General features: G+C 52.4%; 21 protein-coding genes. 20 read left to right on the top strand and 1 reads right to left on the bottom strand.

Annotated elements, in window-relative coordinates:
- The first annotated feature begins 13 nt into the window (after positions 1–13).
- The 9 genes from rbfA to dut all read left to right on the top strand — a co-directional run bounded on the left by rbfA (position 14) and on the right by dut (position 8980).
- Entirely contained in the window at positions 14–364 is a 351-nt protein-coding gene (rbfA, locus tag AC4G46_RS19300) for a 30S ribosome-binding factor RbfA (RefSeq protein ID WP_090713510.1), read from the top strand.
- 21 nt (positions 365–385) lie between these two features.
- Positions 386–1363, top strand: a complete 978-nt coding sequence (locus tag AC4G46_RS19295; RefSeq protein ID WP_491124140.1) for a DHH family phosphoesterase — start codon at positions 386–388, stop codon at positions 1361–1363.
- Complete coding sequence (gene truB, locus AC4G46_RS19290; protein ID WP_491124139.1) at positions 1360–2274, top strand: tRNA pseudouridine(55) synthase TruB; 915 nt, start codon at positions 1360–1362, stop codon at positions 2272–2274. Before AC4G46_RS19295 ends, truB begins: the two co-directional genes overlap by 4 nt.
- Before the next feature lie 37 nt (positions 2275–2311).
- Positions 2312–3259: a bifunctional riboflavin kinase/FAD synthetase gene (locus AC4G46_RS19285; RefSeq protein ID WP_491124138.1), complete on the top strand. Its 948-nt coding sequence runs from the start codon at positions 2312–2314 to the stop codon at positions 3257–3259.
- Between the two features lie 149 nt (positions 3260–3408).
- Positions 3409–3678, top strand: coding sequence for a 30S ribosomal protein S15 (gene rpsO, locus AC4G46_RS19280; RefSeq protein ID WP_068723950.1), 270 nt, complete (start codon positions 3409–3411; stop codon positions 3676–3678).
- Between the two features lie 220 nt (positions 3679–3898).
- The gene (pnp, locus tag AC4G46_RS19275; protein ID WP_491124137.1) at positions 3899–6001 is read left to right on the top strand and encodes a polyribonucleotide nucleotidyltransferase; all 2103 of its coding nucleotides are present in this window, start codon (positions 3899–3901) and stop codon (positions 5999–6001) included.
- 219 nt (positions 6002–6220) lie between these two features.
- Complete coding sequence (locus tag AC4G46_RS19270; protein ID WP_491124136.1) at positions 6221–7210, top strand: polysaccharide deacetylase family protein; 990 nt, start codon at positions 6221–6223, stop codon at positions 7208–7210.
- Between the two features lie 80 nt (positions 7211–7290).
- On the top strand, positions 7291–8556 hold the full coding sequence (locus AC4G46_RS19265; protein ID WP_491124135.1) for a M16 family metallopeptidase: 1266 nt from the start codon (positions 7291–7293) through the stop codon (positions 8554–8556).
- A complete protein-coding gene (gene dut / locus AC4G46_RS19260) occupies positions 8528–8980 on the top strand; it encodes a dUTP diphosphatase (protein ID WP_491124134.1) in 453 nt (150 codons plus the stop codon). The genes AC4G46_RS19265 and dut overlap by 29 nt, the downstream gene beginning before the upstream one ends.
- Positions 8981–9056: 76 nt before the next feature.
- Here the strand turns inward: dut and AC4G46_RS19255 are convergent, their stop codons facing one another.
- Entirely contained in the window at positions 9057–10541 is a 1485-nt protein-coding gene (locus tag AC4G46_RS19255) for a S41 family peptidase (RefSeq protein WP_491124133.1), read from the bottom strand.
- A gap of 169 nt (positions 10542–10710) precedes the next feature.
- On the opposite strand from AC4G46_RS19255, the gene dpsA reads away from it, so the two are divergent.
- The 11 genes from dpsA to sleB all read left to right on the top strand — a co-directional run bounded on the left by dpsA (position 10711) and on the right by sleB (position 23239).
- Positions 10711–11607 (top strand): dipicolinate synthase subunit DpsA, encoded by an 897-nt coding sequence (dpsA, locus tag AC4G46_RS19250; protein WP_491124132.1) that lies wholly within the window; start codon positions 10711–10713, stop codon positions 11605–11607.
- Complete coding sequence (locus AC4G46_RS19245) at positions 11608–12204, top strand: dipicolinate synthase subunit B (RefSeq protein WP_068723941.1); 597 nt, start codon at positions 11608–11610, stop codon at positions 12202–12204.
- Positions 12205–12325: 121 nt separating this feature from the next.
- Positions 12326–13546 (top strand): aspartate kinase, encoded by a 1221-nt coding sequence (gene dapG / locus AC4G46_RS19240; protein WP_068723939.1) that lies wholly within the window; start codon positions 12326–12328, stop codon positions 13544–13546.
- Positions 13547–13562: 16 nt separating this feature from the next.
- Positions 13563–14438, top strand: coding sequence for a 4-hydroxy-tetrahydrodipicolinate synthase (dapA, locus tag AC4G46_RS19235; RefSeq protein WP_491124131.1), 876 nt, complete (start codon positions 13563–13565; stop codon positions 14436–14438).
- A 589-nt stretch (positions 14439–15027) separates the two neighbouring features.
- Positions 15028–16677 carry a ribonuclease J gene (locus AC4G46_RS19230; RefSeq protein WP_491128933.1) on the top strand — a complete coding sequence of 550 codons (1650 nt, stop codon included), beginning with the start codon at positions 15028–15030 and terminating at the stop codon, positions 16675–16677.
- A gap of 156 nt (positions 16678–16833) precedes the next feature.
- Positions 16834–17331: an RNA polymerase sigma factor gene (locus AC4G46_RS19225; RefSeq protein WP_491124130.1), complete on the top strand. Its 498-nt coding sequence runs from the start codon at positions 16834–16836 to the stop codon at positions 17329–17331.
- Positions 17328–18338, top strand: coding sequence for an anti sigma factor C-terminal domain-containing protein (locus tag AC4G46_RS19220; RefSeq protein ID WP_491124129.1), 1011 nt, complete (start codon positions 17328–17330; stop codon positions 18336–18338). Before AC4G46_RS19225 ends, AC4G46_RS19220 begins: the two co-directional genes overlap by 4 nt.
- 126 nt (positions 18339–18464) lie before the next feature.
- A complete protein-coding gene (locus tag AC4G46_RS19215; protein WP_491128932.1) occupies positions 18465–19232 on the top strand; it encodes a ClpP family protease in 768 nt (255 codons plus the stop codon).
- Positions 19229–19444 (top strand): YlzJ-like family protein, encoded by a 216-nt coding sequence (locus AC4G46_RS19210; protein ID WP_068723930.1) that lies wholly within the window; start codon positions 19229–19231, stop codon positions 19442–19444. Before AC4G46_RS19215 ends, AC4G46_RS19210 begins: the two co-directional genes overlap by 4 nt.
- An 89-nt stretch (positions 19445–19533) precedes the next feature.
- On the top strand, positions 19534–22200 hold the full coding sequence (locus AC4G46_RS19205) for an FtsK/SpoIIIE family DNA translocase (RefSeq protein ID WP_491124128.1): 2667 nt from the start codon (positions 19534–19536) through the stop codon (positions 22198–22200).
- 178 nt (positions 22201–22378) lie between these two features.
- The gene (sleB, locus tag AC4G46_RS19200) at positions 22379–23239 is read left to right on the top strand and encodes a spore cortex-lytic enzyme (protein WP_491124127.1); all 861 of its coding nucleotides are present in this window, start codon (positions 22379–22381) and stop codon (positions 23237–23239) included.
- The last annotated feature ends 62 nt before the right edge of the window (positions 23240–23301 follow it).

Raw genomic sequence — 23301 nt, 5'->3', positions numbered from 1 at the left:
GAGGTGAATACAAATGTCTAAAATCAGAGCAGGACGGGTTGGCGAGCAGATCAAGAAAGAGCTGAGCCAGCTCATCCAGAGCGGATTGAAAGATCCGCGGGTAGGCTTTGTTACCGTAACCGGCGTGGACGTGACGAACGATCTGTCGCAGGCCAAAGTATACCTGAGCGTATTCGGTGACGCGGAGCAGCAGAATGCCTCGCTCAAAGCGATTGAGAAGGCCAATGGCTTTCTCCGCTCTGAGCTTGGCAAGGCGATCCGCCTGCGCCACACGCCGGAGCTGATCTTCAAGATTGATGAATCCGTTGCTTATGGAAGTCATATCGAGAAGCTGCTCGGCGAGATCAAGCACGAAGAAAGCTAGGAAACATAAAGGAGACGGCGAATGCAGAGCTATGAACAAAGTCTCCAGCAGACCCGTGAGTTTCTGCTGGAACACGACGATTATCTTGTAGTGTCGCATGTTCAGCCGGACGGAGATGCAGTCAGCTCCACCCTTGCGGTGGGCTGGCTTCTCTCATGTCTGGGCAAAAAATACACTATGCTGAATGAAGGTCCGATTCCTAAGCGGATGGAATATTTATGGCATGCCGGTGAAATCGTGAACCTGGCGGATGGTGAGCTGCCCCGCCAATACAGCAATATCATTTGCGTCGATTGTGCAGATTTTCAGCGTGTGGGCCTGACCCAGCGCTACTTTGCAAGCGATGCGCGCATCGTGAATATTGATCATCATCCTACCAATAACGGTTACGGCCTCGTTACGCTGATTAAGCCGGATGCTGCTGCGACTGCAGAAATTTTGTTCGACCTGCTGAAGACGTTTCAGGTGGAATGGGACCTTGATATCGCTACAGCCATTTATACCGGACTGCTTACCGATACCGGCGGTTTCCGCTACACGAATACATCACCAAAGGTTATGACTGCCGTTTCGGAGCTGCTGGCAATGGGTGTGAACGGACCTGAGCTGGCGGAGAACCTGCTGGAGGAAATGACTCTGGCACAGGTAAAGGTGCTGAACCGGGCGCTTAATACCCTGCAGCTGTCGCCGGAAGGGGATATTGCCTGGCTGTATGTTACCCCGCAGGACATGACCGATTGCGGTGCAGCTAATGAAGATCTGGAAGGTATCGTCAATTATCCGCGTAACATCCGCGGGGTAGAGGTTGGCATCCTGTTCAAGGTGATTAACGAGCATGCTGTCAAAGCAAGCCTGCGTTCAGCCGGCAAGGTGGACGTTGCTGCATTGGCCCAGGTATTCGGCGGAGGCGGACATACCCGGGCAGCAGGAGCGCGTATCGACGGGACTTTGGACGAAGCGGTTGCGCTGGTGCTTCAGGAGGTCAGACGCCATCTATGAGTGATCTTACAGGTGTACTCGCAGTCTTTAAGCCTGCAGGTTTTACCTCACATGATGTGGTCGCCAAAGCCCGGCGTATTCTTGGCATGAAGCGGATCGGCCACACCGGGACACTTGATCCTCAAGTGACCGGAGTGCTGCCGTTGTGTCTAGGACGGGCTACCCGGGTAGTGGAGTACATACAAGAGCTTCCCAAGGAATATGTAGCCACGCTGCGTCTGGGCCTGTCGAGCGATACCGAGGATATTACGGGAACGATTACGGAATCGGTGGATGAGGTCCGGGTAACCGAGGCTGAAGTGCTGGCTGTGCTGGAATCGTTCAGAGGGGTTATTTCACAGGTGCCGCCGATGTACTCGGCGGTCAAGGTTGACGGCAAACGGCTTTATGAGCTGGCCCGGGAAGGCAAGACCGTGGAGCGTAAGAGCCGTGAAGTGGAAATCTATGAGATTGAAATGACGGATATGGTCTGGAACGGCAAATATCCCGATATAACCTTCCGTGTGCTTTGCTCGAAGGGGACCTATATCCGTACGCTTTGTGTGGATATCGGCCGTGCGCTGGGGATACCCGGTGTCATGGCGCAGCTTACACGTACGATGTCTGCCGGAATCTCTGCCAGCCACTGCCTGACGCTGGAACAGATTGCGGAATATAAGGAAGCCGGTACTCTGCAGCAGCATCTGATTGCTGCGGATGAAGCCATCTCCCATTTGCCCCGGCATACGGTGACTGATGAGAAGAAAATGGCCGCCCTGCAGGGGCAGCGTCTCTCCATCCGTTATGTAGCGCCTGAGGTGAAGGACAGCGGCGATTTCCGGCTGTACGACGGTGCAGGTGAGTTCCTGGGCATTTACAAGCTCGACGAGACGGGAGCCATAGCTCCGGTCAAGGTATTCGCACAGCGCTAATTATTAATTTATTTGTGAATTGTAGGTGAGAAACAGCGTGAGAACCGTAACCTTAAGCTATCCAATACCGCCGGAGACCGCAGCTTCATGGGCTCAGCCGCAAGTAGCTGCCCTGGGACAGTTCGACGGGCTGCACCGCGGACATGCCAGCGTCATTACATCCGCTGTTGCCCTGGCCCGCAGGCAAGGCGTTCCGGCTGCAGTGATGACCTTTCATCCCCATCCCAAGGATGTTATGGGCAAAGGCGATTATGATGGATATTTGACCCCGCCAAAGGACAAGCAGGAAATCCTGGCCGGTATGGGCGTCGATATTTTGTATATAATAGAATTTAATGAGCAGCTTTCCCGGGTCAGCCCGCAGGATTTTGTATCCGTAATGCTGCTGCCGCTGCAGATTGTAACCGCCGTGGTCGGATTTGATTTCCGCTTTGGTTATCTGGGCGAAGGGGATGCGGATATGCTTCGCGAACTCGGGCAGGGAGCAATGAGCGTCGAGACGGTTCCGCCATTCCTGCTTGAAGGGGAGAAGGTAAGCAGCTCGGGAATCCGGAGAAGCCTGCACAGCGGTGATCTGGCCCTGGCGAACAGCTGGTTCGGCCGCTGCTATCATCTGCACGGAACGGTTGGACATGGTGAGAAGCGGGGCCGCACGATCGGTTTCCCGACAGCGAACCTTCAGCTTGAGGACCGTTATGTCATTCCGGCCAAAGGCGTTTATGCCGTTAAGGTTTTCTATAAGAATGAAATCCTGTATGGTGTCATGAATGTCGGTGTCAAGCCTACCTTTCATGACGGAATGACAGCGCCGAGCTTTGAAGTGCATCTGTTCGATTTTGCTGATGATATTTACGGACAGGAGCTTAAGGTTGAGCTTCATGCGTTCATCCGGCCAGAACGGAAGTTCGAGTCGATTGATGCGCTGATCTCGCAGATTGCACAGGATGCCGGTACGGCAAAAGAGCTGCTGGGTTATTCTTCATAATCTTCTGCGGACATGCGTTTACTTTTGTCTCCGAAGATGCTATACTGATTAACGTTGCTGGAATGACAGCATCATAACCTTAGCTTGGTTGCACGTTCTCACCGACGGCGACGAGGCTACTGGCGATTATAATGAAGGAGGTGAACAGGATGGCATTGACTCAAGAACGTAAACACCAATTGATCGACGAGCACAAAACTCACGAATCCGATACAGGATCCCCTGAGGTGCAAGTTGCTATCCTTACGGAGAATATCGTTAATTTGACTGACCACTTGCGTACGCACAAGAAGGATCACCATTCCCGCCGCGGACTGCTGAAGATGGTTGGACAACGTCGTAAACTGTTGGCTTATTTGAAGAATAAGGATATCCAACGTTACAGCGCCCTGATCGAAAAACTGGGATTGCGTCGCTAATTTCCATAAGAGTAACCTTAAAGCAGCCTGGTTGTATACCGTATGTCCTTCTTACGATCGACAACGGGACAGCCGGGTTGCTTTTTGAAAATTTACGGAGATTTTTCCAGTTTTCAAAAGGATATGATTCGCAGAAACGGCTATTTTACCTTTATGGAGGACAAGCCGTTTTTGCTTGTAGAATGAATCGCAGAAAAATTACCCATCAAGGAGGGATTTTATGGAACAACGTGTTGAGATGCAGCTTGGCGGAAGACGCCTTGTGCTGGAAACCGGGCGTCTTGCCAAACAGGCAAATGCCGCTGTTATGGTCCGCTACGGAGATACTGCCGTATTGTGTACGGTTACTGCCTCCAGTGAGCCTAAAGATCTGGATTTTTTCCCGCTTACAGTGAACTATGAAGAAAGACTATACGCAGTAGGTAAAATTCCGGGCGGATTCATCAAGCGCGAAGGCAGACCAAGCGAAAAAGCGATTCTGTCCAGCCGTTTGACGGACCGTCCGATTCGTCCTTTGTTCCCGGAAGGGTTCCGCAACGATGTTCAGGTATTGAACATGGTAATGAGTGTGGATCAGGACTGTGCGCCGGATATCGCGGCAATGATCGGTACTTCTGCTGCACTGAGCATTTCCGATGTGCCGTTTGACGGTCCGATCGGAGGAGTAGCTGTCGGCCGGATCAATGGTGAATTCATTATTAATCCTGACGTTGCCCAGCAGGTAGCCAGCGATATTTATGTCGTGGTTGCCGGAACAAAGGATGCCATTATGATGGTTGAAGCAGAAGCAAACGAAGTGCCGGAGGATGTGATGCTGGAAGCCATCATGTTCGGGCATGAAGAAATCCGCAAGATCGTAGCCGCTATTGAAGAGCTGGTAGCTGTTGCCGGTAAAGAAAAGATGGCCGTGAAGCTGCATGCGGTAAATGCTGACGTGAATACTGAGGTTCGTGCTTACGCCGGAGACCGTCTGGTGGAAGCCGTTAAAATCGCCGAGAAGCACGCACGCCAGGACGCAATTGATCTGATCAACAGCGAAACAGTGGAGTATTTCGTTGAGAAATACATAGAAACACCTGAGCTGCTGAAGGATGTCAAGGAAGTGCTGCATGATATCGTTAAGGATGAAGTACGCCGCCTGATTACGCATGATAAGGTGCGTCCGGATGGCCGCAAGCTGGATGAGATCCGTCCGATCGAATGTGATACGGCACTGCTGCCGCGTACGCACGGTTCCGGTCTATTTACACGCGGACAGACACAAATCCTCAGCGTATGTACACTTGGTGCGCTTGGTGACGTGCAGATTCTGGATGGAATCGATCCGGCTGAAACCAAACGCTTCATGCATCATTACAACTTCCCGCCGTTCAGCGTGGGGGAAGCCCGTCCGCTGAGAGCACCGGGCCGCCGCGAGATCGGTCACGGAGCACTGGGTGAACGCGCCTTGTCCAAGGTTATCCCTAGTGAAACAGAATTCCCGTACACCATTCGTCTGGTATCGGAAGCTATTGAATCCAATGGTTCAACTTCCCAGGCAAGCATCTGCGCCAGTATCCTGGCAATGATGGATGCAGGCGTACCGATCAAGGCTCCTGTAGCCGGTGTAGCGATGGGTCTGATCAAAGACGGAGAGCATGTCTCCATCCTGACAGATATCCAGGGTATGGAAGATCACCTGGGTGATATGGACTTCAAGGTAGCAGGAACTGCTGAAGGCGTAACTGCAATTCAGATGGATATCAAAATTGCCGGTATTGACCGCAAAATCCTGAAGGAAGCTTTGGAGCAAGCCAGAGAAGGACGTCTGTTCATCCTGGACAAAATGAATGAAGCGATCTCTGAGCCAAGACCTAACCTGTCCCAATATGCGCCTAAGATCATCATCATCAATATCAATCCGGACAAGATCCGTGATGTTATCGGTGCCGGCGGCAAGATCATCAACAAGATTATTGAAGAAACCGGCGTGAAGATCGATATTGAGCAGGATGGACGCGTATTTATCGGTTCTTCCGATGAAGCGATGATTCAGAAAGCCCGCGGTATCATCGAAGGTATCGTGAAGGAAGTTCAGGTTGGCGAAATTTATGTGGGTACAGTCCGCCGTATTGAGAAGTTCGGTGCGTTTGTGGAGCTGATTCCCGGCAAAGACGGCCTGGTTCACATTTCCCAGCTGTCCACAGAGCGCGTAGCCAAGGTTGAAGACGTTGTTGCCATCGGTGATACCATCACCGTTAAAGTAACCGAAATCGACCAGCAGGGCCGTGTTAACCTGTCACGCAAGGCGGTATTGACTGCTGAGAGCGGCGCGAAGGCCTAAGCCTTCCCATATCGGTCTATAAGGAATATGTATGAAGAAGAGACAGAAGCTTATGCATTCTGGCTCTTTTTTAACGTTCCTGCAGGTTAGCTTCTGAAGCCGGTTACTTTAAAGTTGAAGTGTCATATTTCATTTCTGTCATTCATAGGCTGGGACAAAGCGTCCTGTGCGTGCTGTGCGGGGCGATGTAGACCGTATCTAGCCGGGGAGGACAGTTGCATGAAAACGGACAAGGCGGCGCTTGTGCTGGCCTGTATAGCTGTTGTAATCGGAATAGGCAGTACCGACGGTCCGGTAAAAGAGATGCTGGCGCAGCTTAAGCCGCAGGATGCTCTTGCGGTAACGGCTGTACTGCCGGGAGAGAAGGGCCGTAAAGATCTGCGGGTACAGGTGGAGCAAAAAGCAGCTGAACTGAATGCACCGCCGGTGGATGCCACTGTAGACCGTGTCTGGAAGGCTATTCCAGGTTATAACGGCCTTGAGGTGGATGTGGAAGCGAGTTACCGGAATACCCTGCTGCAGGGGCCGGGAGAAGGACTGAAGCTGGTCTACCGCCAGATGCAGCCCAAGGTTTCTTTAAACGACCTGGGGGCTCATCCGATCTACCGCGGCAATCCGGCCAAGCCGATGGTAGCCTTCATGATCAATGTGGCCTGGGGCAATGAGTATATCAAGCCGATGCTTGATATTCTGGATGAGGAACAGGTGAAGGTGACCTTTTTTCTGGACGGGACCTGGCTGAGCAAGAACAAGGAGCTTGCGGCTGAAATGCTGAAGCGCGGGCATGAGATGGAGAATCATGCGTACACCCATCCGAATATGAGCACTTTGAGCAGGGCAAGGGCAACCGCCGAGATCCAGAAGACGCAGGTTTTGTTAAAAGAGAGCCTGGGCGTAACCAATCAGTGGTTTGCTCCGCCTTCGGGTGATTTTGACCAGGAGACCGTGGAGCTCGCTGCAGCGCTCGGTCTGAAGACGGTGCTCTGGACCCTGGATACGGTAGACTGGCGCAACCCGGCCCCTGAAGCCGTTGTAGCCAAAATCAGTGCGAAGGCGGAGCCTGGGACACTGGTGCTGATGCATCCGACAGCCTCGTCATCCAGGGCGCTTAAAGGGATGATCCGGGCGGTTAAGGCAAAAGGACTAAAGCTCGGAACCGTCAGCGAGACCTTGTCCGCAGAGCGGCTTTTACCCTCTGATGTTGAGTGAGCCGTTATTTTCTGGTAGGATTAAATTCGCTTAAGATTTTGGGCAGAACAGAAACAGGGCTATGCCAGGAGGACGTACAATTGGAAAAAATAGTGTTATCGAACGGCCTGCGGGTGGTGACGGAGAAAATTCCTACCGGCCGGTCCGTTTCCTTTGGAATCTGGGTCAGAACCGGTTCCCGCAATGAAAATCCCTTGAACAACGGTATTTCCCATTTCATTGAACATATGCTCTTCAAAGGCACCGACCGCTTTAGCGCCAAGGATATAGCCGAGCAGTTTGATGCGATTGGCGGCAACGTCAATGCATTTACGTCGAAGGAATATACCTGCTATTATGCAAAAGTGCTGGATGAGCATCTGCCGATAGCAGTGGATGTGCTCTCAGATATGTTTTTCCGCTCAAAGATGGATGCCGAAGAGCTGGCTAAGGAAAAAAACGTTATTCTCGAAGAAATCGCCATGTGCGAGGACACACCGGATGATCTGGTGCATGACCTGATGTGTGCTGCCGCTTACGGGGAGCATCCGCTTGCATACTCAATCCTCGGGCTGAAGGAACGCCTGCTTGAGATGACACCGGATGACCTGCGCGCTTACATGAAGGAGCAGTATACGATCGAAAATACAGTAATCAGCGTAGCCGGGAACATCGATGACGGCCTGACTGAGCTGCTGGAGCGCCATTTCGGCGCATTTGACAATCATGGCCAGGCCCCGGAGCTTACAGCGCCTGATTATCAGGGCGGCCTGCTGTTCCACCGCAAAAAAACCGAGCAGAACCATATCTGTATTTCCCTGCCGGGTGTACAGAGCGGCGGACCGCTGCAGTACCCGATGGTGCTGCTTAATAATACGGTCGGCGGCGGAATGAGCTCACGCCTGTTCCAGGAGATTCGTGAGAAACGAGGACTTGCCTATTCCGTGTATTCGTACCACAGCTCCCAGGCGGACAGCGGCCTGTTTACCGTATATGCGGGGACCGCGCCCAAGCAGACGAAGGAAGTAACCGAGCTGATCAAGGAAATGATGCAGGAGCTGGCTGTGAAGGGTATCAGCGAAGATGAGCTGAGAAAAGGCAAAGAGCAGCTTAAGGGCAGCCTGATTCTCAGCCTTGAAAGCACCAGCAGCCGGATGAACCGGATCGGTAAAAATGAGCTGATGCTGGGAAGACATGACACACTTGACGATATGATTGATAAAATCAGCCGGGTAACGATGGACGATGTTAACCGGCTGCTGGACCACATGTTTGCTGAACCTCTCGCACTGGCGATGGTCGGCTCAACAGATAAAGCGATTGCCAATGTTAGGAGAGATGATCTTGTCTTATCACGTTCAAATTAACAAGCTTCCGGGAAATGAGGATGTACAGCTCCCGCGCAAAATGTCGGAGCAGGCCTCAGGCTTTGACCTGCACGCCTCAGTAGCAGAGCCTGTAGTACTTGCTCCCGGCGAGCGTGCCCTGATCCCTACCGGTATTGCCCTGGCCATGCCTGACGGGCTGGAGGCACAGATCCGGCCGCGCAGCGGGCTGGCCTTCAAGCACGGCATAACCTGCCTGAACACCCCGGGAACAATCGATGCCGATTACCGCGGTGAGATCAAGGTGCTGTTGATCAACCTGGGGCAGGAGCCTTTTGCCATTGCCCGTAATGAGCGGATTGCCCAGATGGTGTTCCAGGCTGTTCCGGCAGTAACACTTGTAGAAGTGGAAGAGCTGTCTGAAACTGTTCGGGGCGCCGGCGGCTTCGGCCATACCGGGAAGTAAGGATTTACTGCCCATTCAAAAGCTTGCAGACAAACCGCCTATTAGGGCGCTGTCTGCAAGCTTTTTTTTTGTAACGTTATTTGCCACTATTCATTTTCAGGCCGGCATGTATAACTTCACGCAGCTTCTCCAGCTGCGCATCCCGCCGTTCGATGATATCTTTGGCTGTAGTGTAGGCTTCTATGTCCGGCTGCAGGGAATCTGCCGGATCACGTTCCGGTGCGGAACGGGTGAATTTTTTAAACGAAACCTGGAAATGGATGCCTGAGGCAGGAAGCTGGAAGGTAAGGATATCACCGAAGGACGACGGCTGGTTACCTGTTGCTTCACCAATAGTCCGGCCAAGACCGTTATCCTGGACAATGACAGCAAACATGTTGGCTGAGCTGAAGGTCTGGGGGGAGGTCAGCAGGTACAGCTTGCCCTTGTATGGATAGTCTGTCTTCAGGACGTTCTTGATTAGCTGCGGTGGCGATTGCACCACACCATCATCCTGATCTGCACCGTAGGCTGTCTTAACCTGCGGGGAGTAGCGGACATTAGCACCGTAAGTGTAGTATGATTTAACATCCATGTAAGACAGAAACTCACCGATAACGGACGAGTCACCGCCCCCGTTACTCCGCAGATCCACTGCCACATGCTGTATGCCCCGCGCCTTAACCTCGTCAAAGAACTGTTGCACAGTGACCTGATATTTCTGGGTATTCTCGCATGTATTCAATTGAAAGATGCCGAGTGACAGATCGTCCTCAAAGGTATAGGAAAAAGGCACGTCACCTTTAGGATACGGATTGTACTCCTTATGTGTAAGCTTATCCGTAAGGGTAAAAGCTTCTGTGATACTCGCGGCCCCTCTCTTTACAGTTATCTTAACCCGATCATTTGTAACCAGCCCAAGATGGCGGAGCAGAGCCTCTACCCGCAGCAGGACAGTTCCCTGCACTCTAATCCATTGCGTATTCTCAGCGGGAATGAGTATGGCCAGTTCCTGTTCCAGATCATCGATGCTGCGTCCGCCGATAGCTGTAACAATATCCCCGGTATGCAGATTGCCCCGGTTATCATTAACCACCAGTCCGTCATGCGCCCAAAACAATGGAAGATCAAGGAACTTTAGGTTCTCCAGCTCCCAGTATAAAACCGTATGCCCGTCATGCATCAATGAGACAATCTCGTTTGCGGTGAAATAAAAATCAGCGTCGCTTTGCGGCTTCCGGATTTTGCTGTAGGCAGATTCGATGACCTGCTTCTGTTCACTGCTCCAGCCGTTAATCAGAGAAGGATGGACTTCACCGATCGTCTCTACCAGAAAGTCCAGATCCTGCTTCATTTGTTCTGGATTTAAAAGCTTTACCGGAGCCTCAGAGGCCGGAGCACCGGAGCCTTGGGCTGCCTGGTTTCCATTGGGGGCTGGACTGCTATGAACCGATGCAGCGGGAAGCGCTCCGGAGGCTTGTCCGCCTTCATCCCCGAAATCTGAAGATTTAATATAGAGCGCGGCAGCAGCCACTGCGGCTACTGACAGCAGCAAGGCAGCCTTCGTCCATTTCGCCTTCATTAGATAGCTTCTCCTTACCATTTTTTAACTAACTATAAAATGATTCTGGATCATTTTCTGTGATTTATGTGGACCGCCCAGGAATTATTATCCGCTTTTCACCCATCTGCGAGCCCCGGCATAAGATGCTTTATAGACGATAGTGTATGTGGAAAGGAGCGTCATCCCTATGCTTACTGGCATCAGGATCGTGTTCCTGGGCGGGGACGCGAGACAGCTTGAAGTGATTCGAAAATGTGTGGAAATGGATGCGGCGGTCAGTGCCGCCGGATTCGAGAAGTGGGAAGCCCCTAGCCCGGGGGTGAACCTGGAACAGCTGTCGCCTGAGCTACTCGGAAATGCGGATGTGCTGGTGCTGCCTACGGTGGGCTGTGACGAGGAAGGGAACATCAACGCGCTGTTTTCATCCGGCCGTCTGCAGCTGCTGGAGGAGCATGCTGCTGCCCTGCCGGAAGGATGTACAGTATACACCGGAATGGCCAAAAGCTATCTGCGCAGCCTGTGCGCAAGACACAAGCTTAAGCTCATAGAGCTGCTGAACCGGGATGATGTGGCGATCTATAACTCGATCCCGACAGCGGAAGGTGCGCTGGTCATGGCCATTCAGAATACCGATTTTACCATTCACGGCTCCACTTCGATGGTGCTCGGGATGGGACGCACCGGCTTTACTATGGCAAGGGCACTCCAGGGGCTCGGCTCCACAGTCAAGGTGGGTGTAAGGAAGCAGGATCATTTTGCCCGGGCGGAGGAGATGGGCTGGAAGCCGTTTATGACCGGGGAGCTGCTGCAGCAGGTGGGCGATACCGATCTGATTTTTAATACGATACCAAGCATGATTATTACAGCACAGATTCTTTCCCGTGTTCCCAAGAGTAGCGTCATTATTGACCTGGCTTCGGCGCCGGGCGGATGCGACTTCCGGTATGCGGAGAAGCGCGGCATCAAGGCGATGCTGGCACCCGGGCTGCCCGGGATTGTCGCCCCGAAAAGCGCCGGGATGATTATGGGCAATGCGCTGGTACAGTCGATCTCGGAGGAGATTCTAACGAAGGGGGACCAATAAATGGATTGGCACGGAAAAACAGTAGGTTATGCGATTACCGGCTCACACTGCACCTTTGCGGAGGTGATGCCGCAGATTCAGCGGTTTATGGATGGGGGAGCGAAAGTGGTGCCGATTGTTTCCGCATCCGTGCTGAATACGGACACCCGGTTCGGCACATCGGAAAATTGGCTAAAACAGTTGAAAGATATAACGGGGAATGATATCATTTCTACAATTGTTGATGCGGAACCGCTGGGTCCATCCAAGCTGCTCGATGTGCTGACAATAGCTCCCTGCACAGGCAATACGACGAGCAAGCTGGCTAACGCCATGACTGACAGCCCTGTCCTGATGGCTGCCAAATCGCAGATGCGCAACGGCCGCCCGCTTGTGCTGGCCATTTCGACTAATGACGGCCTGGGTCTGAACGCGGCGAATATTGCGAAGCTTCTGGTAGCCAAACATATTTATTTTGTGCCGTTCGGCCAGGATAACCCTGAGGGCAAGCCCAATTCGCTGGTAGCACGCATGGAGCTCATTCCTGAAGCCTGCTACGCCGCACTGCAGGGCAAACAGCTGCAGCCGATGATTATCGAACGGTTTCATTCAGCATAGCATGAAGGTCTGCATGGAGCAGACCTGAATTGATTTATAAGCCTTACTTGCGCCGTCCTCATGCTGGGGGCGGTTCAGCACTTTTTTAGCTTGTTTAGAGAAGTAATGGAGGAATTATACGATGGGTATTTTAGTGCAAAAATTCGGAGGTACTTCACTTTCGACACCGGCAGCAAGAGAGCATGTTATCAGCCATGTCAAACGGGAGCTGGCAAGCGGATTCAATCTTGTAGTCGTTGTATCTGCAATGGGCCGCAAGGGCGAGCCTTATGCTACCGACACCCTGCTGGACTGGGCGGTACAGAACGGCAACGCGCTGCCTGACCGCGAGAAGGATCTGCTGATGTGCTGCGGAGAGATTATCTCGGCGACGACGCTGTGCGGGCTGCTGGAGGAGCAGGGCATCCGTGCAACTGTGCTTACAGGGGCACAGGCAGGCTTTTTGACTGACAGTAATTACGGAAATGCAAGAATTCTCGATGTCCGCACCGAACGGATTCTACGCGAACTGCGCGAGCATAAAGTAGTAATAGTAACCGGGTTCCAGGGTCAGACCGAAGCCGGGGATTTCACGACCCTTGGCAGAGGAGGAAGTGATACTTCGGCAACTGCGCTCGGAGCTGCCCTTCGTGCAGATATGGTCGATATTTATACCGATGTGGACGGAATCCTGACTGCTGATCCGCGGATTGTCGAGGATGCCAAGCCTCTTACTTATGTCAGCTATACCGAAATCTGCAACATGGCCTACCAGGGGGCTAAGGTTATTCACCCGCGTGCCGTGGAAATTGCTATGCAAGCCAATATTCCGGTACGTGTACGCTCTACCTTTTCCGAATCAGAAGGTACATTGGTCACCCATCCCGAAGGGTTTAATGATGTATCCAACGGGATTGTAGACCGGTTTGTCACTGGGATAGCCTATGTGAGCAACATTACACAGATTTCCGTTGAATGCCCGGACGGCAACGGCACAGGCGTACAGCTGCAGATATTTAAAAGCATGGCCGACAACGGCATCAGCGTTGACTTTATTAACGTAACGCCTACAGAGGCGCTGTATACCGTCAATGACGACAAATCCGAACGGGCTATTGCTGCGCTGCAGGAGCTGGGGCTCCGGCCGAAGAGCTTATCCGGCTGCGCCAAGGTCTCGGTAATCGGGGGCGGAATTAACGGTGTACCGGGGATTATGGCCCGGATCGTTGAGGCGCTCAGCTCGCAGAATATTCAGATTTTACAGTCGGCGGATTCGAATACTACCATCTGGGTTCTTGTGAAAAAGGAAGATATGGTGCAGTCGCTGCGTGCGCTGCATGCCAAATTTGAATTGCACCGCTGACAAGGAGGAATTCAAAGTGGATTTCGGTAGACTGATCACTGCGATGGTAACCCCCTTTGACGGGGATGGAGAAATCAACTGGGAAGGAACTTCCCGGCTGGTCGATTATTTGATAGAAGAACAGAAATCCGAAGCGCTGGTTGTCTGCGGGACGACGGGGGAATCGCCTACCTTGACCGATGAGGAGAAGCTGAAGCTGTTTTCCTTTGTCCTGAATAAAGCAGACGGACGCTGTAAAATTATCGCCGGAACCGGCACCAACAGCACCAGACATTCCATACATCTTACGAAGGAAGCAGAGAAGATCGGCGTAGACGGTGTTCTGCTGGTCGTTCCTTACTACAACAAACCGAACCAGGAAGGGCTGTATCAGCACTTCTCGGCGATTGCCGGCAGCACCTCTTTGCCCTGTATCCTGTACAATGTTCCCGGACGAACAGGTGTGAGCATGAGTGCGGCAACGACACTGCGGCTTGCGGAGATTCCGAATATTGTCGCCACCAAGGAATGTGCCTCCGTGGACCAGATTACATTGATTGCTACGGCATGCCCTGAGGATTTTCATGTCTACACAGGCGATGATTCTGCAGGTCTGGCTACCCTGGCGGTTGGCGGGCACGGGATTATCAGTGTGGCAGGACATATTATCGGCGCCCAGATGTCGGAGATGATTCAGGCATACCTGGCCGGAAATGTGAAGCGGGCAGGAGACCTGCACCGTCAGCTGTTCCCTGTGTTCAAGGGTCTTTTTGAATGTCCGCAGCCGCTGCCGAATCCGGCCGCAGTCAAGTATGCCTTGTCGCTGCGCGGAATCGACGTCGGTTCTGTCCGGCTCCCGCTGGTCGGCCCGGATGAAGCTGAGGCCGCTTTTATCAAGGAGCTGCTGAATTAGCCTTACTCTGATTCTGAACGGTAACTAACTGAAACCGGTATCCCTTTAACGGGAGCCGGTTTTTTTGATGAAATTGCATATTTTATATGAGCTGGTTGATGCATCTTTTCCGCAAATAATGCCTGAATTCTAAGGAAAGAATAAGCTTACATAGCGGATGACTTGTCTTTTGCCAAAAAAATCATGTATAATGTTCTTAAGTGACTGGGTGCGGTTAATTAAATATGCGGTAATCTTCCGTCAATGTTTTTAACATTGTGAGACAGGGTAGGTCCTTCTATAAGTCTGTGCTATTGCTGTCGGTTTTTTGCGCGAGGGGCGCAGCATTGGCCTTTGACGGATATTATCCAGTTCAAGAAGCTACTCACTTCTCACTTCTCGGTTTCGGGATTTTTCGCATTGCACAGCAGATATGATCAGACTTAAGCGGAATATCCCTGTTCTTTATGGAAGCTATCGGCAATTTGAACAATGTGTTCAGCGCCGCTGAAATATGAAGCTTAATGATTTGCCAATAAAAGGGTGACGTCCAACATCATAGGAGGGTTAGATTCATTTGTCCAAAAAAAATAACAACAACGATAAGCTAATGATTTTCGCTTTGGGCGGAGTCGGAGAAATCGGAAAAAACATGTATGTAGTCCAATATGCTAACGACATTGTGGTCGTGGATGCAGGACTTAAATTCCCGGAAGAGGATATGCTCGGTATTGATATTGTTATTCCAGACATCTCATACCTGACTGAGAACCGTGATAAGGTTAGAGGGATCGTCCTCACTCACGGACACGAAGATCACATCGGCGGTCTGCCTTATGTGCTCAAGAACCTGAATGTTCCGGTATACGGAACAAGACTTACGCTCGGCCTGGTCGAGAACAAGCTGAAGGAAGCCAACCTGCTTGGCGAAACGAAGCGCATTCTGATTAATGAGGATTCTGTCATCGACCTGGGAACCTCCCTGCAGGTGACATTCTTCAGAACTAATCACAGTATTCCGGATTCCGTAGGCGTATGCATTGAGACCCCGGAAGGTAATGTCGTTCATACAGGCGACTTCAAATTTGACCATACACCAGTCAATGGCCAATATGCGAACCTGCACCGGATGGCGGAAATCGGCCAGAAGGGTGTACTCGCACTTATGTCTGACAGTACCAATGCCGAGAAGCCGGGCTTTACCCCTTCGGAGAAAAATGTCGGCATCGTGCTGGAGGATATTTTCCGCAAAGCCGACCAGCGCGTAGTAGTGGCGACTTTCGCTTCTAACGTGCACCGTATTCAGCAGGTGGTTAATGCTGCAGAATCGACAGGCCGCAAGATCACTGTTATCGGACGCAGTATGGTTAACGTGGTTGCCATTGCTTCCGAGCTTGGATACCTGCATGTACCGGACGGTATGCTGATTGAGCCGGAGGAAATGAACCGCATGGCCGCCAACCGCGTTGTCGTGCTCTGCACAGGCAGCCAGGGTGAGCCGATGTCGGCACTTACCCGGATGGCCCGCTCCAGTCACCGCAAGGTAGATATCCTGCCGGGAGATACCGTTATTATTGCGGCGACTCCGGTTCCGGGCAACGAGAAGTATGTCGGCCGTACCATTGATGAACTGTTCCGTCTCGGCGCCAATGTAATCTACAGCGGCTCGAACTCCGGCGTTCACGTATCCGGTCACGGCAGCCAGGAAGAGCTTAAGCTGATGCTTAACCTGATGAAGCCGAAGTACTTCATTCCAATCCACGGTGAATTCCGGATGCAGCGCAGACATGCGCTTCTGGCAGAATCCGTCGGCGTGGAACCAAGTAACATCTTCATCACCGAGATTGGTGAAGTGATTGAGATTCAGGGCGGTGGAGCCCGCAGAGCCGGTAAGGTTACTGCAGGCAACGTGCTGATCGACGGTCTGGGTGTCGGCGACGTAGGTAACATCGTACTCCGCGACCGCAAACTGCTGTCCCAGGACGGTATCCTCGTAGTCGTCGTTACACTTAGCAAGCAGAACGGAGCGATTGTCTCCGGGCCGGATATCATTTCCCGCGGCTTTGTATATGTCCGTGAGTCCGAAGGACTGCTGGACGAAGCCAACCGTATTGTATCCAGCACGCTGCAGCGTCTGATGAGCGAGAAGGTCAATGAGTGGGCTTCCCTCAAGACCAGCGTCAAAGATTCCCTCGGCCGCTTCCTGTACGAACAGACGCGCCGCAGACCGATGATTTTGCCGATTATTATGGAAGTTTAAGAAGATAGCTTCTTCTATTTAAATAAGCAGGGCGCAAGAGCCCCTTCTCTCCCGGAAATATTGGACGGTTTCCTGGGGAGGAGGGGTTTTTGTTATTTTTACGGCAAGAGACAACATTTCCTTAGTTCAATCGTTATACTGCCAGGGAGGTGCATAATGGGGGCTAAGCTTAAGGAGCAGCTGCTGGGATCCAAAATGGCCGAGATCCGCAGATATCTGATCCGCCTGGGCGCAGCGCCTGAAGATGCGGAGGATATTGTACAGGATACGGTCTGCAAGGCACTGCAGTATATAAGCGGGATCGAAGAGCGCAATTTTAGCGCCTGGCTCTATAAGGTTGCAATTAACCGGTATTATGATCTGTGCCGCAGACATAAACGGTTTCAGTACACCATGGAGGCAGAGGAGCAGGCGGCGCCTGATAAGGAGCAGCCGGAGTCACTGCTATTGCAGCGCGAACAAAAGGAACGAATTGAACAGACGCTAAGCCGGCTGATTCCGGCCAACCGCCAGCTGATTCTGCTCAAATACGAGCTGGGCTTATCCTATAAGGAAATCGCAGCATTGCTGGGAATCAGTGAAGGAACGGTAAAAGCGTCTCTATACCGGGCAAGACAACAGTTTCAACAATTTTACGGAGGTGAGGTACATTGACTGCCCCATGGAATGAAGATGAGGACAAGCAGCTGTCACAGGTCTTGAGAAAGGCAAAACGCAAAAGTACGGTGCGCAGTATTTTCATTTCGCTGGCCGTAGTGCTTGTGACATTAACCGCTATATTTTTTGGTGCTGCCCAAATGGTGAATCACAGATCCTCAGAGACCCTTTTGAGCGAATGGATGTACAGGATGATCAGCAGTCCTAACGAATATGAAGCAGGATATAAGGATACCCGCGGGTTTCTGTCAGGTGTGCTGGAAACGAACACCTACAAAATTATTGAGGGTGTTCCGATCCCCTGGGAGCAAGAGTGGATAAATTACAATGAATGGTGGTTTCCGTTCACTACAGGCGCATACGGCGGGACATCAGCTTTGACCGTCAGCAATTCGGAGCTGGAGCAGGCCGGTTATGAATACGGCAGACAGTATAACCCTTACAATGGCCAGCGCGAAATGCTCTACTATGTTCCTGAAGTGGATTATAACGGGAAAATTTTTAATGACCTATCGCTGCTTAGTGAAATGGAGCCCGGGAAGCTTGCGGAAATGTCGCTGTCATTCGATCAATCCTATTCGTTTGAGGAGGTGCGAGACATGCTGCCAGCGGGCGTAAGACCGGTATGGTATTGGGTTGATACGTATGGTGATTGTAATGGATTTCAGTTTGAACCCCGTGATGACGGAAACGGAGGAACGAGCTACCCTTTGCCAATGTCAGGTTACGGGGTATACGGCTTCGGAATCCGTCCTGACTACAATGATGTAACACCTGAAGATTTTGTTGACTCCGTTCAAAGCGGATTGTCGCGCAAGGACAGATACTATGAAGAATATAAGCATATTATTGAGAATTTGAAAAAAGATAAAGCTGCGCCGGATGCAAGTGATGTCCGTATTCTGGGCGTAGTTGTTACAGGTACAGCGCCCACCCTGGCCAGCCTGCAGGGACAAAGCTATATCCGGGGCGCGGTGCTTGGGGCTGTTGTCGACAAGTACTAAAAGGAAATGTTCATTTCTGTATAAGCCGCTCACCGTAAATGTCATACTAAGCACAGTCAGTATGGCTGCAGCTTTATAAGAGCTGCAAGCGGAAAGGGTGAGCTGGAAGTGGATAAGAAGCAAGGTTTGGATACGGGTATCAGCAACGGAGAGGTTCAGCCGGAGGAAACCAGGACAGCTGCTCCTGAAGCAGTCCCGCCTGCCGTAAATATGCTTAAAGAGCTGGGCCAGACGGCGGTGCCGAGCGCAGAGCCGGATATTTTCTGCATGACGATCATCGGCCAGATCGAGGGGCATTTTGTACTCCCGCCGCATAATAAAACGACTAAATATGAGCATATTATTCCGCAGCTTGTGGCTGCAGAACAGAACAAGAATATTAAAGGCCTCCTGATTATTCTGAACACTGTCGGTGGTGACGTAGAGGCCGGGCTCGCGATTGCCGAAATGATTGCGTCCCTGTCCAAGCCGACGGTTACGGTGGTTATCGGAGGCGGGCACAGTATCGGTGTGCCGATTGCCGTAGCATCCAGCTACTCCATAATTGCCGAAAGCGCAACGATGACCATTCATCCGATCCGGATGAACGGGCTTGTGATCGGTGTGCCGCAGACCTTTGAATATATGGAACGGATGCAGGAGCGGATGGTACGGTTCGTCACCTCCCACTCGCGGATCAGTGAACAGATGTTCAAGGATCTGATGTTCAAAACAGGGGAGCTGAACCGTGATATCGGTACCGCGGTGGGCGGGTATGATGCGGTTAAATTCGGCCTGATGGACGAGGTTGGCGGAATCGGCGCCGCCCTGGCTCATTTAAACCGGATGATTGCCGGTACAAGAGTAACGGCTGCAGGAACCGGTGAGGTTACACAGGGAGGCCTGCCGCAATGACCTTCTATACCGTTGTGCCGCTTGAACAAATGTTTGAGGGGGCTTACAGTAACGGGCAGCAGCTGCAGGAAGTGACAATCGGGGGGATGCTGATGCAGGTAGAGCCGCTGGAAGGCAGGCAGGCACGGATTGTCCGTCTGCTTCAGTGTCCGCTTGACAAGTATCTTGATCCGGCGTTCGCTCCCGGTGCAGTTGTCGATTACGATAAATAACGGAGCGCCATAAAGTTGCATTTATTTACAAAACAGAACATAGGTACGCCACGCCATTATATGGTATAATGTTGCCGGGGGTGGCTGGCGTGGCTAAACGGAGAAAAAGAAAGTCTAAGAAAAAAGCGACAATCGGCAGCGTTCTTAAATATGAAATTTATGGTATTATGCTCATTACCATTTCAGTAATAGCCCTGTCCGGCGAAGCTGCCGTAGGGCGGTCTCTGTCCAGTATGGCGGGATACCTGCTGGGCAGATTTTATTTTGTTCTGCCGGTCGTCGGCATCATCTACGGCCTGATGGTCATGATACACAGGAAGTGGCCCTCCGGCTGGAATACTCGTTATACCGGTGCGGTAATGCTGGTCCTGTCCTTATGCCTTATGAGTTCGATCTCAGCCATGCAGCAGAAGCTGGGACCTATTAATATGCTGCATCCCGGCAATGTGCTGGCGCAAATACATAATGATCTATCCGGTGCGCTGAAGCCCGGTACCAATGACAGCAGTGTCTACCTGCTGGGCAAGGATATCAGCGGCGGATATGTTGGCGCGCTGGAGTTCGCAGCACTGCTGTGGCTGTTCGGCACATTGGGTGCGAAGCTGATTATGATCGTAATGCTGGCTATCAGCTTCATGCTGGTTACCAATCTCTCCTATGTGGAGCTGTTCTCGCTGCTGCGGGTACGCTCCGTGAAGCTGCTGGAGAATCTCAGGCAGAGAGCGGCCAACCGCCCGGCTGCAGTTCCGGTAACCCCCCGTTCGCCAAGAGGCGGCAGGCCTTCTGCACCACCGCCTCCTGACGATGACGAGGACGATGAAGAAGAGGACGAGCCATCTCTTCCGAGAAGAAGCCAGCCGCTGTTCTTCCGCCGGATCAGCGGCTGGCTTGGCGGATCCGGGTCCACCGGATCTGTTGAAGCAGGCGGCGACGAGACAGGCTCTGATGTGAGGACGCCGGATCCGGGCATGCCTGGATCTCCGGTAATTTCAGGATTTGAAACAGACCACTTGGATGCTGTTCAGGACAGGGCTGAATCTGATTTTGCCGATGAGGATCTGGAGCCGGTAACTCCGATCATCCGTGATTTCTTCGAGCATATCCGTTCTGAAGGGCTAAGTGAGGAAGAGCGGGAAGAGTGGGGCGGGTTTTCACCTGCCGCGCGCAGTGCAGGAGCACGCAGTACAGCTGCACCAGGCATTCCTTCAGCCGCCCGGCAGCCTGGTACAGATGATGTGCCGGATGAGGAGGTCACGGTAGATCTTGAGGGCCTGCTGGGTACGTCTGAGAGCGGAGAGCCTGCTCCGGCTCCGCCGCTTCCGCCGCCGCCGAAGCCATATAAGCTTCCGCCGTTCAGGCTGCTGTCCAAACCGAACGGCGGCGGCAAAGCTGGAGACCAGAACGATTACATGCAGACTGCCCGTAAGCTGGAGGCGACGCTGGAGAGCTTCGGCGTCCGGGCCAAGGTGCTTGAGGTGGTTCGCGGGCCTGCTGTAACCCGGTATGAAATCCAGCCGGATATCGGGGTTAAGGTCAGCCGGATTGTTAATCTGACCGACGATATTGCGCTGGCGCTTGCAGCCAAGGATATCCGGATGGAGGCGCCGATTCCGGGCAAATCGGCTATCGGTATTGAGGTGCCGAATCCCGAGGTTTCGCTTGTAACGATGCGTGAGGTCATGGAAACACAGATTTTTCAGGATGCCGAATCCCGGCTGTCCATTGCCTTCGGACGCGACATTTCCGGCCAGACCATTGTTGGCAATCTGGCCAAGATGCCCCATCTGCTCGTTGCCGGGGCTACGGGATCAGGGAAGTCGGTCTGCATCAACGGGATTATTACCAGTATTCTGTACAAAGCGAAGCCGGACGAGGTTAAGTTCCTGATGGTCGACCCCAAGATGGTTGAGCTTAATGTCTATAACGGCATTCCGCATCTGCTTGCTCCCGTAGTTACCGATCCGAAACGGGCCAGTCTGGCCCTGAAGAAGATTGTCGTAGAGATGGAGAAGCGTTATGAGCTGTTCTCCAAATCGGGAACGCGCAATGTGGAAGGCTACAATAATCTGATGAAGGATAACCCTGCGGCAATTCTCCCTTACATTGTGGTTATCGTGGACGAGCTTGCCGATCTGATGATGGTGGCAGCAAACGATGTGGAAGACGCAATCTGCCGTCTGGCGCAAATGGCTCGTGCTGCGGGCATTCACCTGATTATCGCTACCCAGCGGCCATCTGTTGACGTTATCACCGGTCTTATCAAAGCCAATATTCCTTCACGGATCGCCTTCGGCGTATCCTCCAACGTGGACTCGCGGACTATTCTCGATATGCCTGGTGCAGAGAAGCTGCTGGGACGGGGCGATATGCTCTTCCTCCCGATGGGTGCCTCCAAGCCGGTCCGTGTACAGGGCGCATTCATGAGCGACCAGGAGGTAGAGTCGATCGTGCAGTTCGTCAGCAGCCAGGGGGAAGCCGAATACGATGAGACACTTGTACCTGAAGTGGATGATGTCATTTCGGAAGATCAGGAGCCGCAGGATGAATTGTATGAACAGGCTGTACAGATCGTCCTTGAAGCGAAGCAGGCCTCTGTCTCGCTGCTGCAGCGGCGTATGCGGGTAGGCTATACCCGCGCCGCCCGGCTGATTGATGCGATGGAAGCCCGGTCGGTTATCGGGCCTTACGAGGGCAGCAAGCCGCGTGAAGTGCTAATGTCGCTGGAGCAGTATCAGCAGAACCGGATCAGCTCATAGACCTTATTGATCAAGCACTCTTTCCTTTGCGGAGAGGGTGCTTTTTGCTGTGAAAAGCCCCCCTTCCAAAGGATATGCAGCAGAGTTCAGCTTGCCCATGCATAGGATGTCCTGCCAGTCGTCATAATAACTTTAGCCATCCATGTTGAACTTACAATAGAAAGGTAGAGCGACCCCAATGAAAAAACATAAGCAGTGGATATTTGCCTTAATGACTCTGGTACTGGCAGCCGCACCGTTTGCGGGAGTCCTTTTCAAGAACCAGGATGTCTACGCCAATCCGCAGCAGCAGACGGAATCCGTTAGCCCTCTTTCCGGGGAAGAGGCGCTGCCGGCTTTCGGGACGACTCCGCTGAAGGTTGGCTCATCAGGTCAGGATGTATATGAGCTGCAGGGCAGACTGAAGCATCTCGGTTACTATAACGGAAAGATTGACAGCCAGTTTGGTGCCAAGACCAAAAATGCGGTAACCTGGTTCCAGTGGAAATTCGGGATGAAGGCAGATGGCGTTGTCGGGGCTAAAACAAAGCTGAAGCTGTATAATGCGACCAAAGCATGGAAGCCGACAGAGCCTTCAACCACAACTGCCAAAAAGAATACGGGCAGCAACACGGCTGCCAAGACAGGCAATACCGGCAAAACGAATACAACTGCAGAATTATCCTCCGGCAACACCATGGGCTTGTCCGAAAATGATCTGAAGATCATGGCCAATGCCGTATACGGCGAAGCACGCGGGGAACCGTTTGAGGGACAGGTGGCGGTGGCTGCGGTAATCCTGAACCGGGTTAAATCCCCGAGCTTTCCCAATACGCCGTCCGGTGTTATTTTTCAGCCGGGTGCCTTTACGGCAGTAGCGGACGGCCAGATCTATCTCGAGCCGAATGAGCAGGCACGCAAAGCCGTTCAGCAGGCGCTTAACGGCTGGGACCCATCCGGGGGCTGCCTGTATTATTTTAACCCGAAAACGGCGACCTCCAAATGGATCTGGACCCGGCCGCAGGTCATCACGATCGGGGAGCATATCTTCTGTATGTAAGACTATACACCGACTTAAAGCAACCGGTATATCTTCTGCCGGTTGCTTCCTTACTTTGGAAT

The organism is Paenibacillus sp. fava2 (genome assembly GCF_058313675.1).
The sequence above is the reverse complement of the archived record's forward strand: the minus strand, read 5'-3'. Positions and strand labels throughout refer to the sequence as shown.